This window comes from Nonomuraea sp. bgisy101, assembly GCF_057708945.1.
The window spans coordinates 1-15,822 of sequence record NZ_JBYITD010000028.1 but is presented as its reverse complement, the minus strand read 5'-3'; the positions used below and the strand labels follow the sequence as shown (position 1 = coordinate 15,822).

The 15,822-nt window shown below is 69.6% G+C and carries 17 protein-coding genes and 1 pseudogene; 11 read left to right on the top strand and 7 right to left on the bottom strand.

The genetic code is table 11. The features are described 5' to 3' along the window. Positions 1–267 precede the first annotated feature (267 nt). The 3 genes from AC3EO4_RS39730 (at position 268) to AC3EO4_RS39720 (ending at position 3,772) form a co-directional block, all read left to right on the top strand. Positions 268–1,497: an MFS transporter gene (locus tag AC3EO4_RS39730; RefSeq protein ID WP_379580640.1), complete on the top strand. Its 1,230-nt coding sequence runs from the start codon at positions 268–270 to the stop codon at positions 1,495–1,497. 45 nt (positions 1,498–1,542) lie between these two features. Continuing rightward, the gene (locus tag AC3EO4_RS39725; protein WP_431900563.1) at positions 1,543–1,980 is read left to right on the top strand and encodes a hypothetical protein; all 438 of its coding nucleotides are present in this window, start codon (positions 1,543–1,545) and stop codon (positions 1,978–1,980) included. Positions 1,981–2,095: 115 nt separating this feature from the next. Next, a complete protein-coding gene (locus tag AC3EO4_RS39720; protein WP_379580638.1) occupies positions 2,096–3,772 on the top strand; it encodes a sensor histidine kinase in 1,677 nt (558 codons plus the stop codon). Between the two features lie 154 nt (positions 3,773–3,926). On the opposite strand, the gene AC3EO4_RS39715 is transcribed toward AC3EO4_RS39720, so the two are convergent. Further along, positions 3,927–4,868, bottom strand: coding sequence for an Acg family FMN-binding oxidoreductase (locus AC3EO4_RS39715; protein ID WP_379580637.1), 942 nt, complete (start codon positions 4,866–4,868; stop codon positions 3,927–3,929). 446 nt (positions 4,869–5,314) lie between these two features. After that, entirely contained in the window at positions 5,315–5,947 is a 633-nt protein-coding gene (locus AC3EO4_RS39710; protein ID WP_379580636.1) for a hypothetical protein, read from the bottom strand. 131 nt (positions 5,948–6,078) lie between these two features. Between AC3EO4_RS39710 and AC3EO4_RS39705 the strand changes: the two genes are divergently transcribed. Next, positions 6,079–6,480, top strand: a complete 402-nt coding sequence (locus AC3EO4_RS39705; protein WP_379580635.1) for a transposase — start codon at positions 6,079–6,081, stop codon at positions 6,478–6,480. Here AC3EO4_RS39705 and AC3EO4_RS39700 read toward each other — a convergent pair. Beyond that, the gene (locus AC3EO4_RS39700; RefSeq protein WP_379580634.1) at positions 6,439–6,987 is read right to left on the bottom strand and encodes a GNAT family N-acetyltransferase; all 549 of its coding nucleotides are present in this window, start codon (positions 6,985–6,987) and stop codon (positions 6,439–6,441) included. The genes AC3EO4_RS39705 and AC3EO4_RS39700 overlap by 42 nt on opposite strands. Positions 6,988–7,184: 197 nt before the next feature. Next, positions 7,185–8,402 carry a barstar family protein gene (locus AC3EO4_RS39695; protein WP_431900561.1) on the bottom strand — a complete coding sequence of 406 codons (1,218 nt, stop codon included), beginning with the start codon at positions 8,400–8,402 and terminating at the stop codon, positions 7,185–7,187. A gap of 293 nt (positions 8,403–8,695) precedes the next feature. Here AC3EO4_RS39695 and AC3EO4_RS39690 point away from each other — a divergent pair, with 293 nt between their 5' ends. Both AC3EO4_RS39690 and AC3EO4_RS39685 read left to right on the top strand, forming a co-directional pair. Continuing rightward, on the top strand, positions 8,696–9,028 hold the full coding sequence (locus AC3EO4_RS39690) for a transposase (protein ID WP_379580632.1): 333 nt from the start codon (positions 8,696–8,698) through the stop codon (positions 9,026–9,028). A gap of 318 nt (positions 9,029–9,346) precedes the next feature. After that, entirely contained in the window at positions 9,347–10,513 is a 1,167-nt protein-coding gene (locus AC3EO4_RS39685) for an erythromycin esterase family protein (protein ID WP_379580631.1), read from the top strand. A 393-nt stretch (positions 10,514–10,906) separates the two neighbouring features. Here AC3EO4_RS39685 and AC3EO4_RS39680 read toward each other — a convergent pair whose 3' ends face one another. Beyond that, complete coding sequence (locus AC3EO4_RS39680; RefSeq protein ID WP_379580630.1) at positions 10,907–11,239, bottom strand: cupin domain-containing protein; 333 nt, start codon at positions 11,237–11,239, stop codon at positions 10,907–10,909. Between the two features lie 11 nt (positions 11,240–11,250). Between AC3EO4_RS39680 and AC3EO4_RS39675 the strand changes: the two are divergent. Beyond that, positions 11,251–11,523: pseudogene (locus AC3EO4_RS39675) on the top strand (DJ-1/PfpI family protein); the annotation flags it as partial. A gap of 151 nt (positions 11,524–11,674) precedes the next feature. Here AC3EO4_RS39675 and AC3EO4_RS39670 read toward each other — a convergent pair. Further along, positions 11,675–12,274, bottom strand: a complete 600-nt coding sequence (locus AC3EO4_RS39670) for a TetR/AcrR family transcriptional regulator (RefSeq protein WP_379580629.1) — start codon at positions 12,272–12,274, stop codon at positions 11,675–11,677. 186 nt (positions 12,275–12,460) lie between these two features. On the opposite strand from AC3EO4_RS39670, the gene AC3EO4_RS39665 reads away from it, so the two are divergent. Then, entirely contained in the window at positions 12,461–13,183 is a 723-nt protein-coding gene (locus tag AC3EO4_RS39665) for an SRPBCC family protein (RefSeq protein ID WP_431900559.1), read from the top strand. 163 nt (positions 13,184–13,346) lie between these two features. Next, positions 13,347–13,733 carry a hypothetical protein gene (locus tag AC3EO4_RS39660; RefSeq protein WP_431900557.1) on the top strand — a complete coding sequence of 129 codons (387 nt, stop codon included), beginning with the start codon at positions 13,347–13,349 and terminating at the stop codon, positions 13,731–13,733. 65 nt (positions 13,734–13,798) lie between these two features. Here AC3EO4_RS39660 and AC3EO4_RS39655 read toward each other — a convergent pair whose 3' ends face one another. Continuing rightward, positions 13,799–14,317 carry a TetR/AcrR family transcriptional regulator gene (locus tag AC3EO4_RS39655; protein ID WP_379580626.1) on the bottom strand — a complete coding sequence of 173 codons (519 nt, stop codon included), beginning with the start codon at positions 14,315–14,317 and terminating at the stop codon, positions 13,799–13,801. Between the two features lie 136 nt (positions 14,318–14,453). On the opposite strand from AC3EO4_RS39655, the gene AC3EO4_RS39650 reads away from it, so the two are divergent. Continuing rightward, entirely contained in the window at positions 14,454–15,440 is a 987-nt protein-coding gene (locus tag AC3EO4_RS39650; protein WP_379580625.1) for an alpha/beta hydrolase, read from the top strand. 140 nt (positions 15,441–15,580) lie between these two features. After that, a partial coding sequence (locus AC3EO4_RS39645) for a response regulator transcription factor (RefSeq protein WP_431900555.1) occupies positions 15,581–15,822 on the top strand: 242 nt, incomplete at its 3' end.

Sequence of the window (15,822 nt, the reverse complement as noted above, 5' to 3'; positions counted from 1 at the left end):
CGGCGCGCCACCCCACGCCCGGCCGCTGGGCAGGGTCCGGCGCGACGTAGCCGTCAGCCCGTTCATCGTGATCTGGGAGGCCGGACGGGCCTGCCCGTCCGGATCGCCTGTATCGCCGCGCCGAAGCCGTGCCGGCGCCGCTCTCGGGACGGACCGGAGGTCCTCCACAGTGAGGACCTTGGTCAGTACCCCGGGCCGAGCCCCTGAGCTGGGATGTAAAAGACAGCACGCGTTGGTGCGTGATGACAGCGATGAGGAAGGATGGCGATGACCGACAAGAAGGACCCGTCCGCTTTCGGGGGCAGACCCGCGCTGATGCTCGGCTTGGCGACCCTCGGTTTCGCACTGAACTTCTGGGCCTGGGCGCTACTCAGCCCGCTGGGACCGCGATTCAAGGATCTGCTCGGCCTGTCGTCGGCCCAGCAAGCGCTGCTGGTCGCCGTCCCGGTGATCGTCGGCTCGCTGGGCCGCATCCCGGTAGGCGCGCTCACCGACCGCTTCGGCGGCCGGTCGATGTTCCCGCTGATCTCGGCTGCCACCATCGTGCCCGTCGTGTTCATCGGTGTAGCCGGACAGAGCTCGCTGCCGATGCTGCTGGTCGGCGGCTTCTTCCTGGGCATCGCAGGAACGGTGTTCGCCGTCGGCGTGCCGTTCGTCAGCGCCTGGTTCCCGCCGCACCGTCGTGGCCTGGCCATCGGCATCTTCGGCGCCGGCATGGGCGGCACCGCGATCAGCGCCCTGACCACGGTCAAGCTCGTCAAGGGCGGCGGCTCGGCCACCCCGTTCCTCATCACCGCGATCGCGCTGGCGCTGTACGCCGCAGTCGCCTGGCTGGTCATGCGCGACGCGCCAGGCCGCACCGTCGCGGCGCAACCGCTGCCAGGACGGCTCGCGGCCACCGCCAAACTGGCGATCACATGGCAGGCCTGCATCCTGTACGCGGTGGCCTTCGGCGGCTATGTCGCCTTCTCCGTCTACCTGCCGGCCTATCTGCAGACCGGGTACGGGCTCGAGCAGGCCGACGCCGCCAACCGGATGGCCGGGTTCGTCATCCTCGCGGTCATCATGCGGCCGATCGGGGGCTGGCTCTCCGACCGCATCGGCCCGATTCCCGTGCTGACCGGCGTGTTCGCCGTCGTCGCCGTCATGGCCGCGATCCAGGCCATCACACCCGGCCTGATGCCGATGGGCACGGTCGCCTTCCTGACCATGGCCGCCGCCCTCGGCGCAGGCAGTGGCGCCACCTTCGCCCTGGTCGCCCAGGTCGCCCCCGCCGACAAAGTCGGCGCGGTCACCGGGCTGGTCGGCGCGGCCGGCGGGCTGGGCGGGTTCGTACCACCGCTGCTGATGGGCTTCCTCTACGGCGAACTCGGCTCCTACGGCCTGGGCCTCGGCCTGCTGGCCGCCACCTCGGCGCTGACCGTGGTGCTGACGACGACGGTGGTCCGGCTGACAGCCTCGCGGCGCCTCGCCGTGGTGGCCAGCCCGGGCACGTGATGGGCTGTGTGCTGTGAACATGGTGCTCTCTCCAGGGAGTGAGCGATGACCTGGTGGTCGGTCGTCCGCTTCCTCCACGTGCTGTCCGCCGCGCTGTGGGTCGGCGGGCAGCTCACGGTTTCGCTGGTCGTGCTGCCTCTGGCCCGCCGCCTCCTGGATGAGCGGCGGCGGGCGGCCGTGCTGAGCGCCGTCGGCCGCCGTTTCGGACTCATCACCGCGGCGGTGTTCCTGCCCGTCCAGCTCGGCACCGGGGTGGCCCTCGCCTGGCGTAAGGGCGTCACCTGGGCCTCGCTCGCCGATCCCGGCTACGGCCGGATCCTGGCCGCCAAACTGCTGCTGTTCTGCGCCGTCATGGCCGCCGCCGGCCTGCACGGCTGGGCCAGCGGCGCGGCCCGACCCAGGCTCGCTCGCGCAATGGCGGTGACCGCACTCATGGGATCGCTCGGCGTCGTCCTGCTCGCCGCTGCTCTGCCCGCGACGTGAACCGCGGCTCAAGTCGCCGGCGTTCGCATCACGACGGCCTTGTGACGGACGCATGACGCCCTGCGGCAGCCCTGCGGGTGAGGTACCGAACTGCTCCAATGGGACACTGTGCGGCATGGGGAGCGAGCATCGTCCGTTGCTGCCGCAGATGCGGCTCGATGAGCTGCTGGCCGAGCTACAGGTGCGGCTGGACGCCGTGCTGGCCACCCGGGACCGGGTGCACGCACTGCTCGAGGCGGTCGTGTCGGTGGGCAGCGATCTGGACTTGGAGACGGTGCTGCGTCGCATCGTGGAGACCGCGACCACGCTGGTGGACGCCAGTTACGGAGCGTTGGGTGTGGTCGGGCAGGACAACACGCTGATTCAGTTCATCCCTGTGGGGTTGAGCGATGAGGAGATCGCCAAGGTCGAGCACTGGCCGCACGGGCTTGGTCTGCTCGGCTTGCTGATCAAAGACGCGCGGCCGCTCAGATTGGGCCGCATCTCCGATCACCCGGAGTCCTACGGCTTCCCACCTGGTCACCCGCCGATGGGCACCTTCCTGGGCGTGCCCATCCGGGTGCGCGAAGAGGTGTTCGGCAACCTCTATCTCACCGAGAAGCGCGGCGGCGGCGAGTTCGACGAAGAGGACGAGGCCGTGGTGATCGCGCTGGCCACCGCAGCCGGCGTCGCGGTGGAGAACGCGCGCCTGTACGAGGAGTCGCGGCGGCGCGAGACATGGCTACAGGCGTCCTCAGAGGTGACCACCACGTTGCTGTCCGGCGCGGACCCGCGCCAGGTGCTGACCGTGGTGGCCGAGCGTGCCCGGCAGATGAGCGATGCGGACCTGGCCCAGGTACTGCTGCCGGACCCGCGCGAGCAGTCGCTCACCGTGGCGGCCGTAGAGGGCGAAGGCGCCGAGGAACTGGCGGAGGCCCTCTTCGAGGTGTCGGCCACGCTCGCGGGCGAGGTGTTCGCCCAAGGCGAGCCGATGATCGTCCCGGATGCGGACGTGCCGTTGCGGCGGCTGGGTTACGGGCCTGAACTGATGGTGCCCCTGGGCGCCATGCCGAACGTGCGCGGGGTGCTGGCGCTGGCCAGATACAGCGGGCGGTTGCCGTTCAGCGACGCGGACCAGCAGATGCTGCATGCGTTCGCCGACCAGGCGGCGATCGCGTTGGAGTTGGCCGAGGCACGGCGGGACGCCGAGCGGCTCGGCCTGCTGGAAGATCGGGATCGGATCGCCAAGGACCTGCACGACGTCGTCATCCAGCGGCTGTTCGCCACCGCGATGACGTTGATGAGCACCGTCCGGCTGGTGGAGCAGCCGGAGGCGGCCAAGCGGGTGCATCACGCGATCGACGAACTCGACGAGACGATCCGGCAGATCCGCTCGACCATCTTCGCGCTGCAAGGGCCGCCTGAGGAAGCAGCGCCCAGCCTGCGAAGCAGGATCGTGGAGTTGGTGGAGGGCGCTGGGGCGCATCTGGGGTTCATGCCCGGCCTTCGCATGGAGGGACAGATCGACACGCTGGTGCCCGAGCCCGCCGCTGAGCACCTGCTGGCGGTGCTGCGCGAGGCGCTCTCGAACGTGGTGCGCCACTCGCATGCGAGCCAGGCCGACGTCGCCGTCGAGGTCGCCGGCGGCGAGCTGACCCTGACGGTCGCCGACAGGGGCGTCGGCGTGGGCGAGGTGAAACGCCGCAGCGGCCTGCGCAACATCGAAGACCGCGCCGCCCGGTTGGGCGGCACCGCAGAGCTGGAGACACCCCACGGCGGAGGGACGCGGCTGCGCTGGCACGTCCCCTTGTGAGCTCGGGATGATGAGCCGCGCGTCGTATCGTCTGACCCGATGATGACCGCCACTCTGAGGTCATGGTCGACCTCGGGACTTGGCCAGAGCCGACAGGTGGGTCAGACGATGAACGACGCGCGGCCGGAGTCGATCATGTGACGCGATCAGGGGCTCAGTCGAGGACTTCGGACAGCGGCCGGCGGACGCCGTGCGTCGAGTCGAACGTGAATCCGAGGCGCATGATCATCTGGGGGTACTCCCCCGAGCACACCTCCTCGCGCGCGAACTCGCGCAGGTGCGGCAGTTCCAGCGCCTGGGTGTGGAAGGCCGCGCTCAGGCCGAAGGCGCAGGCGTACAGCAGGACCCGCTGCAGCGCCTGGCCGGTCGCGATCCACTCCTCCTTCGAGTCCCGGCGCGTCGTCATGACCGCCACCACGCCGGTCGCCGTGGCCGTACTCTGATCGGCCTCGATCCCCCACGCGTAGTCGCGCTGGGGAAACCCGGTGTCAGCGGGCTCGCTCGGGTAGGCGTCGGCCGGCACCCCGTCCTTACGCGAACTGCCCGGAGCCCTCCCCCACCGGCGCACCTCGGCGTCCTCCGGCCGCGCCGCCTGAGCCGCCTGGGTGAGGGCGGCGAGCACCCGTACCGCCGCCTCGTCGCCGACGGGCATCAGTCTGCCGTTCTCGGCGGCCGCCTGCCGTACCAGGGCCTCGATCAGCTTGTCGGGAACGGGCAGGTTGGTGAATCCGGCGCGGTGCGTGCGCCTGCGCTCGATCTCACCGCCGAACAGGCGGGTGGTCTCGTCGGGTGTCACGACCTCGCCGAGGCGTACGGTCGCCAGCAGGTTCGGCCTGTCGGGGTCGGGCAGGATCCGGGTCACGGGCGCCCAGCCCTTACCGCGGAGCACGGTACGCACGTTGAACAGCGCGGCGCCGCAGCCGATCAGCATCTCCCTGCCCTCGGGGTCGCCCACTCGCAACTTGCGGTCGGCGTCGGCACGAACAGAGATCTCCTCGCCCGACACGGCGAACGTCCACGGCTGGCTGTTGTGCACGGACGGAGCCCAGGTCGCGGCCTCCAGCGCCGCGCGGATCGCCTCGGCCTGCATGGCCATCACCCCCATGGTGTCCACTCCAGCCCATCAGCCGGCGCGCTCCTCGGTCAGGGCCGAAAGTCCCAGGCCGTCAGGTCCTTAGCCTTCGACTGCTGTCGCCCATGGCCGGGAAGACTGCGCGCGAGAGCACCCGCTCAGCGGGTACATGTGCGCAGCGTGACGCCGGTCCGGGGCGATGGTGAGGGAAATCCGGGAACGTGCTTCCCGAAGATCGGGGAGATGCTCACGAACCCGCCATGCCAGAGCGGGCACCATGCCCATCACAGCAAGGCGCGGCCGGGCCGCTGCCGTGTCGCTTCTCACCGTAGTGTCCGCCCTCATCCTGGCGCTGCCGGCCAGCGCCTCCTCGGCGGACATTTCCACCTACACGCACGCCGACGACACCGGTGACTGGAACTCCAACGACAAGGGCGCCGCGGCCACCTGCCCCACCGGGACGCGCGTACTCAGCGGGGAGGTGGGCCGTAAGCGTTCGAGGCGAACGAGTCCAGTTCGTCTGCTCGCCGGAGGTCCTTGGGGCGGCCTATGGCGCGGCGCATCCCGATCAGGTCTTCTCGAGAGACATAGCGAACCTCCAGGCCGCCAGGGCCGACCGCGGTGATCGCGCGGTCGAGGAGCTCTCGGACGTGAAGGTCACCCCAGGGGAGCGCCGGGGTGCAGCAGTCGCCGCCGGCTCCGGGCGAGGTGAACTGCACTTTGGGGCGGAGGAAGGAAGCCGCGTGAGTCGCCAAGGGTTCACCCTGTTCGTCGGCGAGCTGGGCGTTGACGGAGGTGAACGCGTCCGCCAGGGCCGGGGCGTGAGCCGGGACGCCATCCCAGAGCAGGTCCAGATCGCCGGTCAACTCGGTGGATCCATGCATGATGCCGGCGACCTGCCCGATCACTACGACTCGGACGCCGTTGCGGTGGAGGGCTTCGAGCAGGGGGAACGGGTCGAACCCGAGGGCATCGTCCGTGCCGATCGTGCCGACGTCGTCGTCGGCGTCCTGATGGCCCAGACCGGTGATCGCCCGGTTTCGGGCCAGCTCACGAGCGCGTCGGGCGGCAGAGCGGAGTCGCTCCAGCGGTTCGTCGATCATCTGATCAATGCAACACCTGCCCGCACTCTTGCCGCACTCGAATTTCTTACGATCATCGAAGGGTATGAAGACAGCTCCTCCGCCGATCACTGGCCGCGCTCCCGTCACCACGCGTTGCCGACGGGCGGATCGTGCTGGCCGCCGACGTCAGTCCATGGCTGCGGCCGGACGCCGCGACCAGCCCGGACCGGTCGTTCTGTCACGCCTACGGTCGCAGTGAGAAGACCAAGCATCAGATGATCCCCGGCTGGCCGTACTCCATCGTCGCCGCCCTGGAGACCGGCCGCACCCCCTGGACCACTCTGCTGGACGCCGTCCGGCTGGAGCCAGGCGCCGACCTCGCGCAGGTCAGCGCCGCCCGGCTCCTTCCGCGAGGAGTTCGACTACAAACGCCCGGCTCATCACCGCAAAGGCGCCGAACCCCGCCACGCCACCCGGCCAGCTACACCTGCCCACAGCCCGGCATGTTCACGAAGTCCCGAACGCGAAGATCAGAGGTAGGCCTTCGAGGCCGGCTTCCAGTCCTGGGCTAGGAGCCCGAGCAGCACCTGGTCCAGGAACTCGCCCATCACCCAGGCCGAGGAGCGCAGCACGCCCTCGCGGACGAAACCGTTGCGCTCGGCGGAGCGCAGCATCGCGGCGTTGTCCGACAGCGTCTCGATCTGCAGCCGCTGCAGGCCGCGCACGACGAAACCGTAGTTGCACAGCACCGCGACCACATCGGTGCCGTAGCCCTTGCCGCGGGCCGACGGCAGCAGCCCCAGCCCGATGTGCGCGGACCGGTTGTGGTTGTCGATGCCCCACAGCGTCGCGGTGCCGACCAGCGTGCCACCGTCCAGCTCCACGACCGAGAACGGGACGTGCCCTTGCTCCTTGTCGTCCACCACGAGCCGCGGATCCTTCGAGCCGGGTGTGATCGGCCGCCACGGCCGGCCTTCGGCCCGCGAGGCGTTGACCACGTCGTCGTAGAGCTCGGCCAGCAAGATCGGGATGTCGTCCTCGTGCCGGGCCCTGAGCCCGACCTTGTTACCTCTTAGCACGCAAGGTTCCTATCCGACCGGGCTGTCCAGTGGCAACTCAAGCCCATCCCGACTGGTGCTCTCTACCGAGCTCGCAGACAGACACGCCATGCCCCATTCGCCGCAATCCGCTATGCGGTGATACATCATCCGAGCCGTCGGATGCGGTAGTGGTGGCGCCATGCCGGTCCGCCAGACGAGAGGCGAGCGGTGATGGGTCAGCGGAACTCGACCTCGACCTTGCGCTCGGAGAAGATCTTCAGGAGGTCGTCCAGTGCGATGCTCGGCCCCCAGTCGCGCAGGCGGTGCGCTGGCCGGTCATACCCTGCGACGAGGTGGCGGCGGGCCACGTTGGAGTGGTGCCAGATCAGCTGGAATGGACGGGCGGCACCCCATCCGCCGCCGAGGCAGTCGTGCAGAGCGTCGAGGTTCCAGCCGAAGTAGCCGCCTGGACCGTTGACCGCCTCTCCGATGGCGCAGTAGAAGGCGTCGATGTCGGTGACGAAACGGCCGTCGAGGTGGTATGTGGTTCCAGCTGATTTGTCCGGCAGTCCGCCCTGAAGACAGTGACGACTGACCGCCAATCCGAGCCATTCGCGCTGTAGCAGCCGGTCGTAGTGTGCCCACAGGCCGGGTTCGGCCGGGCCGCCGTCGTACCACATCTGGAAGATCTCGCGGGCGGCGCTCGGCGTCGGCTCCTCGATCCCGCCGTCGAGGGTGATGTCCAGCAGGCCGTCGCCCAATCTCGACGGTCGGGCGGAGACAACGGTGGCCGACAGCAGCGCGACCTGTCCGGCGATCCGGCCGTCGTGTTGAAGGGTCATGATGGACGCCGTGATCTTGCGTCCCTCGATGCTTTTCAGCAGCGGCGGCGCTTCGGGGCGAAAGCCGATCAGGGTCACCGGCCGGATGGACGGGGAGGGCCGCTCGCGGAAGACTCCGGCCACGTCCAGGCACTCGCCGAGAGTCGCGTCATCGAGCGCGGCCAGGCGGAACCCTGTCACGTCCGGTTTCTCTTCCGGGAGCCCGTATTCCGGAAGCAGCCGGACATATCCTCTCAGGTCGAGGTCCACCATGCCTTCTCGTGCTGCCGACGGGCGCCGGCCGACCACGGTGACATCGATGAGCTCCTCCACGCAGGTGCACCCGCGCTCGTCCCACAGGCACCCGGCAGGCCGCTTCCGGTGGACGGGAAACAGGGCGACGCTGGGCAACCACGCCCGGCGGGTACCCAGATGCCCCAGCGCGTCCCGCAACGGCCCCGCCGGGTCGCAGCCGAGCAGGGTGAACGTCTCGGGCGGAGGGATGGGCTCGGGGTCGACGAAGAGCCCGTCGATGTCGTGACACACGCCCACGGTGACGTCGGGCTCACCGACCTCACCGGTGTACTCGTCCAGCAGCAGCCACCGCGCGCCCGGCACAGCACGAGTTTTCATCGCGACTGACTCTAACCGCTGATCTTCTCCTTCGCCCCGGCCGGCATGGTGATCTTTCACGCATAGCGGGCTGTGACGGTGGGGCCACGTCTATTCGCCAGACGGCGGCGGCCACCGGCTCATCGTCGAGGTGTGAAAGCTCGAGGAGAGGCGGTGGCCGTGACCTTCATGCCGGCACATGCTCTGCCCGATGAGGGCAGGCCATCCGGCGATAGCGGCGGCAGCGCTGTGCGGGCTACGCTCGTCAGCTTCCGAACCGAGTGGTTCGCCTGCCTGACCCGTCGCCGCAGGAGTTGTTCGAGCTGACCGACGCGGTGCTGAGCGCGGATGGACCGGTCAAGACCCTGGTCGGGCCGGCGCTGGCCCCGGAGGCATCGGCGCGGCACGGCGCGTTGTACGACGGGTTGGATCACGGTCGCATCGACATGGCGCGGCTGCGGATGCCCCTGGCCACGTCGCCACTGCCGCGGGCCGCTGACGGGCGGCCGGCGCTGGCGGTCAGCGGCTGCATGACGGGGATCTGCCGATTCATCGTCGCCGACGCCGGTTACGACCTGCGCTGGTTGCCTTCCTGCTGGCTGAGCTGCCCGTCGGGGTGCTGGGCAGGGTGCGCTCCGATCGGGTGATGTGCCGTTCGGCGCCCTCGCGCGAGGAGTTCTTCCTAGCCAACTCCGAGGGAGGCCGGCCGCCCAAACGCGGCGGCGAGTTCGTCCCCGCACTCGCCGCAGTCCACACGACCGCGGAGCCACAGTGGCACGAGCTCCTGGCCCGTGCCCACCATGCCGGATGGGATGCCTTCACCAGCCTGCCTCTGCGGCTTCGCCTACACGCGGATCCGGATCCGCCGACCTCATGGATGCATCGTCGATTGAAGGTTCATCACGGTGGCGGCGGGGCGTTTCGCGAAAAGTTTCTACCGAAAGTTCAACGATACCGTTGAAGTCATGGATATCAAGGACACAGCCCGTGCGCTCGACGGCGCGGGCGTCTCGGCGTTCCTGCGGTCGCTGCCCGCCAAGCCCCTGCTGCTCGGCCTGGGCGAGGCCAGGCACTTCGTCGGGGAGCTGGGCGAGTTGCGCAACGAGATCTTCCGGCATCTGGTCGAGCACGAGGGCTACCGGTCGTTCGCCATCGAGAGCGACTGTCTCATGGGCCTCGTGGTGGACGACTACATCACGACGGGCACGGGCACGCTCGATGACGTCATGGAACGCGGCTTCAGCCACAACTTCGGCGCCTCACCGGCCAACCGCGACCTCGTACGCTGGATGCGGGCGTACAACGAGGAGCATGACGAAAAGCTCCGGTTCTTCGGGTTCGACGGCCCTCTGGAGTATTGGGCGGCGAGCCCGCGCCAGGCGCTCACCGCCCTCTACGACCTCCTCGACGGCCCGCTCCCCCGCACCGTGGTAACCAGGGAAACCCTCGACACGCTGCTGGGTCCGGACGATCGGTGGGCGAACGAGGCCTCGGCCATGGATCCGTCCCAGTCGATCGGCCAGTCCGCCGACGCCCAGCGGCTGCGGCTGATCGCCGACGACCTGGTGGCGCTGCTCGACACGCAGGCGCCGCAGCTGAGCGCGGAGGACAGGGAGCGGGCGGCACTGTACGGGCGCACCGCCACCGGCCTGCTCCGCTACCACTACTGGATGGCCGACGCGTCCCCGGCACGGTGGGCCCGGCTGTCGAGCCTGCGGGACGCGATGATGGCCGCCAATCTGCTTGCCGTCGCCGAGCACGGCCCGACCCTGGTCTTCGCGCACAACCTCCACCTGCAGCGGAACAAGAGCTTCATGCGGCTCGGCGACCAGCTGCTGGAGTGGTGGGGCGCGGGAGCGATCATCGGTACGCACCTGGGCGACCGATACGCCTTCCTGGCCTCGGCCCTCGGCACGGTCGGCACCGACGTCCCGGGCCCGGACACCGTGGAGGGCACCCTGTCCGCACTTCCCTGGGACCACTCACTCGTCGACGCCCGCCACCTGGCCGAAACCGTCACTCAGCCGAGCTCGCGCGTCCCGCAGGACCACGCCTACATCCCGCTGGACCCGGCCCACCTCGACGTGATCGACGGCATCGTCTTCCTCAAGGAGGCTGTCAACCGGGATTGACAGCGCATGGCTGTCGGCCTGGCCTGACAGCCATGCGCGCCTGGCTGGTCACCGGCCTGCTGCCGGTGGCCTTCGCCGGGTGCTCAAGGCGCTCTGGGGGCCGATCCCGGTGGGGTCTGGGCATCACCCGCCTCGAACGGCGCGGCCAGGGAATCTGGTCACCGGCGTGCACCTGGGAGCCGCCGCCACCGGCATGATGGCCCGCTACGAAGGTGACGTGAACGATCCCGCGACGTGGCCCGCGCCACGCTCGACGGCGCGGAAGCGGGCGCGATCAAGGTTGTCCAGATGACTGGAGCGGCTATGTCAAGGCGTCCCTGACCGGCGACTCGAGCCTGTTGTGGCAGGCCCCCTGAGCCTCCAGCAGGGAGGCGCCACACAACCGTGGGTGATCTAGCCTTCCGGGTAGAACAGGAACAGCGTGCAGCCCGTCGTGGTCTGCGGGACGTGCGAGGAACCTGCGGGGGCGTGGATGAAGGAGCCGGCCGGGTAGTCCCGGTCGCCGTCGTTGAAGACGCCAGAGATCACGAAGACCTCCTCGGGACCCGGCTCGTGGACGTCGACCCCCTGCCAACAGGTGTTCGCGTCCATCTCCAGCACATAGGCCTTCGCCCCATTGCCCCCGGTCCACAGCGGGCGCGCACGGATGCCGGGGAACAGTTCGCGGACCGGGGCATCCTGGACAGCGGACCACACATAGTCAGGCGTGTTCTGTTCTGTCGTCATGGGGCCAGCGGGACGCGCTCGACCGGGCGGACACCGTGGTCATCCCGGGCTGAGTGCCCGCCAAGCAACCACCCTCACCTGCGGTCGTACGGGCGCTGCGCCGCGCGCACTCCCAGGGAGCGCGGGTGGTCAGCATCCGCTCCGGCGCCTTCGCGCTGGCGCACGCCGGTCTGCTGGACGGGCGACGGGCGACCACCCACTGGGCGCTGGCGGACGAGCTCGCCGCGCGCTTCCCGCACGTCCGGGTCGACCCGGACGTGCTGTACGTGGACCACGGTGACGTAGCACGGGCAGATGCAGTTAGCGGATCGCCACAGCCCGGGAGGGGTACGCGCTGTGGGCGGCTGTCGTGGGATGGGAACGTCAACACGCTCCCATCCCGGTCTCGAATGAGGAGAAGCGGGCCCGGCATCCCGGCTGTGACCGACGACGTGGTCACTGTGCCAGTAGGTCGTTCAGCTCGTCGGCGATCAACAGGTTGGGGTCGAACTTCATTCCGGTGAAGTGGCCGGCGAGTTCGAGTGAGAGTACGCCATGCAGGCGGGTCCAGAAGGACAGGGCGCGATGCAGGGTCGCGGCTTCCGCCGGGTGGTCGTTTGCCCATTCGCGGTGGTTTTCCAGGTGGGCGTCGAACGGCGTCGCCGGCCTGTCTACCGCCTGCGCGCGACAGGCTTCGAGCAGCACCGTCATGACCTCGAACGAGATCGCGGTGATGTCGTCGGGTGCGTGGTAGCCAGGCACGGGCGTGCCGTAGATGAGGAAGTACCGCTGCGGGTCGCTCCGGGCCCATTCCCGGATGACGTGGGCCAGTCCGGCCAGGTCGGCACCGGAGTCGAACGCCGCCCGGACGGTGTCGGCGAGGCTTCGGTAGGCGTCGCGGATGAGCGCGGTGATCAACTCGTCGCGACTGGCGAAGTACCGGTAGAGGGCAGGGCCGCTCATGCCCATCTGTTTGGCGATCGCGTTGAGCGACAGCGCGGGCACTCCCGCCGCGGCGATTTGCTCCCACGCGTGCCGCTTGATCTCCGCGTGCACCTGAGCCCGGTAGCGCTCCCGTGGGCTCTGCCCTCCTGGGTCCGTCATCAGCCGCTCCTTCCTGGTCCGCGCGACAACGTCGAAGTCTAGTTAGAGCTTCTCACTTTTGCTATTGACGCTGAAGCCCACGGCGTTATAGCTTCTAACTATAGCGAGAGATACTAACAAGCAAAGAGGAGAACAGCCATGATCGACACCAACGCGTCCGCATCGCCCACCCCGCGGACCCCCACCAGCACCCCACGATCCCCCCGCCGGCGAGCTCGGCTGCGCTCCGCTCTGCTCGCGATCCCGCTGGTCGGCCCCGGGCTCCTCGGCGGCATCGCCGCCGCACCGGCCCATGCCGCAAGCCCCAGCCCGAGCGCCACGTCCGGCCACGCCACTCCTCCGAATTCGCTGACCTGCCGGGGCAAGGGCATCGATCCCACTGCCAAGCTCCACCACCGGGCCGAGACCTTCATCAAGGCGCCGCTGAGCACCATCTGGAATCTGCACACCGACGTGGAAGGCTGGCCGTCCTGGCAGGCACCCGTCACCAGCATGAAGCGACTGGACCCGGGACCGTTGCGGAAGGGTTCGCGGTTCCGGTGGACCACACCGGCGCCCGCCACACCCATGACCCCCGCCACCACCCTCGTCATCACCTCCTCCGTCCAGCAGGTCAAGCACAACCAGTGCATCCGTTGGACCGGGCCCGCGATCGGCAAGGGACTGCGCATCGACCAGGGCATCCACGTCTGGAACTTCATCAAGGTCAAGGGCGGCGTCCTCGTCCGCACAGAGGAGAGCTGGACCGGCGACCAGATCGAGGCCGACCCGGCCACCTCCATCACCTACCTCGCACCAGGTCTCGACGCCTGGCTGGCCGACCTCAAAGCCGCCGCCGAAACCCGCTCCCGCCACCACTGAGCCAACCGTCGTCGCCCCGGCCCTTGCCGCCGACGTCCACCGCGGGTACATCCGCCCCGCCGAACAGCGAGGCGGCGGCCGCGCCCGCCGCCTTTCCCCATACCCGGCAGCTGATTCGCACGGCGAGCAGCTCCTCCCCCACCGAGAGACCTGGGAGAAGACGATGACCATCACCATCCCGCAACGCGACCGCACGAACCGCACCGCCAACCGCACCTCGCTGCCTGTCCTCATCGCGGCCTGGGCCGTCCCGGTCCTCGTCCTTGGCCAGTTCGCGCTGATCGCCGGCATTCCCGTCGCCGTCGTGGTGATCGGCACTCTGCGCGAACCCCGCTTGCGCGCACTCCGCTGGTGGGCCGGCGCCCTCACCGCGGTCTACGCCGTCCCGCTGGCGCTCTGGGTATTCGGGCCGACCAGCGCGCCGAGCCTGTCGAAGTTCATGAGCCCCGCCGCTACCGCGCTCTTCGTGGCGACCGGCGTCGCTGTCGCCATCGCGCACCACGTCCTGCGCAGGCGCTCCGGAGCACCGGCGCACGAACAGGCCGTCTGAACCCGCCCGGGAAGGGGCCGGCCGCCTCGTCTCCGCCGGAGCCGATCGCCGGTTCGACAGCAGGTCTAGGCCGGCCCTGCACTGTCGGCGAAGTACAGCAGAACCATCTCGATCAGCGCGGCGACGTCGCCGTCGACCATCGGTTCGCCGGTCATGCCCATGCGGTGGAGCAGGGTTGCGACGACGACGTCGATGAAGAACAGGACCCGGTTCTCCGGCTCGTCGAGCGCGTCCTGGAGTGCGAGCCGGTACGGGTCCTGCAAGCGCGTGGACAGGACTTCGCGCAGGGCCGGATCGCTGACGGCGTCGCTGAACACGCCTGCGAACGCGTCGCCTACCCCGGGCTCGCTGATCTTCGCCGCGATCCAGCGGATGGCCGAGGACATGAGCTCGGCTCGACTGGCGCCCTCCAGCGGCACCGGGCCGAACGCGTCAAGGAGGCAGTCCACGATCAGCGCGCCCTTCGACGGCCAGCGACGGTAGATCGTCGTCTTCGCGACCCCGGCCGCGGCGGCGATGCGGTCGACGGTGGCACGCGCGTAGCCGAGTTCGTGGACCGTGCTCAGTGTCGCGGCGAAGACCACGGCGTTGACGCCGGAGCGCGGGCGACCGGGCGGTCTGGCGGATGTGGTCGCTCGGGTCATGCCCACACGATAACGGATTGCGCTACTGTTGGTATCGATACTTTCGGTAGCGAAACTCGTGGGCTGAGGAGGACATATGAGCGAGGTCACCGGTACGGAGCGGCCGCCGCTGGGCATCCGGTTGCTGCACGCCCTGGGAAAGCAGCCGGACTGGTCGGCGATGACGGCCGAGGAACTGGTCGCCTACCGCGACGCGGAGAACCGCAAGCGAGCGTCCCGCGCGGCGAGGGTGATCACCGGAATTCCGGATCGTGGCGCCGCGATCCAGTGGCAGGAGGTGGCGCTGCCCGGCCGCAGGCTCCCGGTCCGGGTGTACCGGCCCTCATCCGGACCCGGCGGCGGGCAAGGCGACCTGCCGCTCGTGCTCCACGTGCACGGAGGCGGGTTCGTGGGCACGGCGGTGCAGAGCGACTGGGTGAACAGCCATCTCGCCGTGCGACTGCCCGCGATCGTCGTCTCGGTCGAGCACCGCCTCCTCGCCCCGGGGACTCCGCTGTCGGCGGCCGTCGACGACGGCTGGGACGTACTCGGGCAGGTGGTGCGGCACGCCGCGCAGTGGGGAATCGACCCGACACGGACCGCCGTCTTCGGTGAGAGCACCGGCGCGATGATCACCGCCATGGCCGCTATCCGGGCCAAGGAGTCCGGCCTGCTCCTGCGGGCGCAGGTGCTGGTCAACCCCGCTGTCGACCTGACCTCGACAGCGTTCGACCACGCCTCGATCACCCAGTACGCCGACAGCCCGACTCTCACCCTGACGCAGATGCGGCTGCTCCAGCGGCTCGCCGTTCCGCCGGGAACGGATCCCCGTGCGGTGTCGCCGCTGTATGCCGACGATCTGAGCGGGCTGGCTCCAGCGCTCGTGGTGGTGCCCACCCTCGACCCGCTGGCGGATCACGGCCGCGGCTACGCCGAACGGCTGCGGGCGGCAGGGACGCCCGCGCGGCTCACCGAACATCCCGGAGCGACGCACGCGTTCCTCAGCATGCCGGGCGTGGTGCCGCAGGCGAAGGCCGCGCGGGCGGAGATCGTCGAGTTCCTCCGAGAATCCTTCGCCGGGTGACGGGTTCCGGCCCGCCGGTTCCTGTTCCACATCGTCGCCCCCATGCCCGGCGAGCGCACCGCAGCCCGAACCTGGGCTGCGGTCGCCAGGCCGGCCGCGCATCACGCGGTGCTCGAGGTCGCCGCGCTGCTCGACCTGCCATGCGCATCGTTGTAGCCGAAGACCTCTACCTGCTGCGTGATGGGATGGTCCGCCTCCTCCAGGCGTACGGACACGAGGTGGTGGCGACGGCGACCACCGGACCGGAGACGCTGGACGCGCTGCTGAGGTGGCGGCCGGATGTGTCCGTCGTCGACGTCCGCATGCCGCCGACCCAGTCGGATGAGGGCCTGGGGGGGGGGGGGGGGGGGGGGGGGGGGGGGGGGGGGGGGGGGGGAGGGGG

Coding starts and splice junctions, on each gene's coding strand:
- AC3EO4_RS39730 (WP_379580640.1), top strand. CDS start 268: ATGACCGACAAGAAGGACCCGTCCGCTTTCGGGGGCAGACCCGCGCTG.
- AC3EO4_RS39725 (WP_431900563.1), top strand. CDS start 1,543: ATGACCTGGTGGTCGGTCGTCCGCTTCCTCCACGTGCTGTCCGCCGCG.
- AC3EO4_RS39720 (WP_379580638.1), top strand. CDS start 2,096: ATGGGGAGCGAGCATCGTCCGTTGCTGCCGCAGATGCGGCTCGATGAG.
- AC3EO4_RS39715 (WP_379580637.1), bottom strand. CDS start 4,868: ATGGCCATGCAGGCCGAGGCGATCCGCGCGGCGCTGGAGGCCGCGACC.
- AC3EO4_RS39710 (WP_379580636.1), bottom strand. CDS start 5,947: ATGATCGACGAACCGCTGGAGCGACTCCGCTCTGCCGCCCGACGCGCT.
- AC3EO4_RS39695 (WP_431900561.1), bottom strand. CDS start 8,402: ATGAAAACTCGTGCTGTGCCGGGCGCGCGGTGGCTGCTGCTGGACGAG.
- AC3EO4_RS39685 (WP_379580631.1), top strand. CDS start 9,347: ATGGATATCAAGGACACAGCCCGTGCGCTCGACGGCGCGGGCGTCTCG.
- AC3EO4_RS39680 (WP_379580630.1), bottom strand. CDS start 11,239: ATGACGACAGAACAGAACACGCCTGACTATGTGTGGTCCGCTGTCCAG.
- AC3EO4_RS39665 (WP_431900559.1), top strand. CDS start 12,461: ATGATCGACACCAACGCGTCCGCATCGCCCACCCCGCGGACCCCCACC.
- AC3EO4_RS39660 (WP_431900557.1), top strand. CDS start 13,347: ATGACCATCACCATCCCGCAACGCGACCGCACGAACCGCACCGCCAAC.
- AC3EO4_RS39650 (WP_379580625.1), top strand. CDS start 14,454: ATGAGCGAGGTCACCGGTACGGAGCGGCCGCCGCTGGGCATCCGGTTG.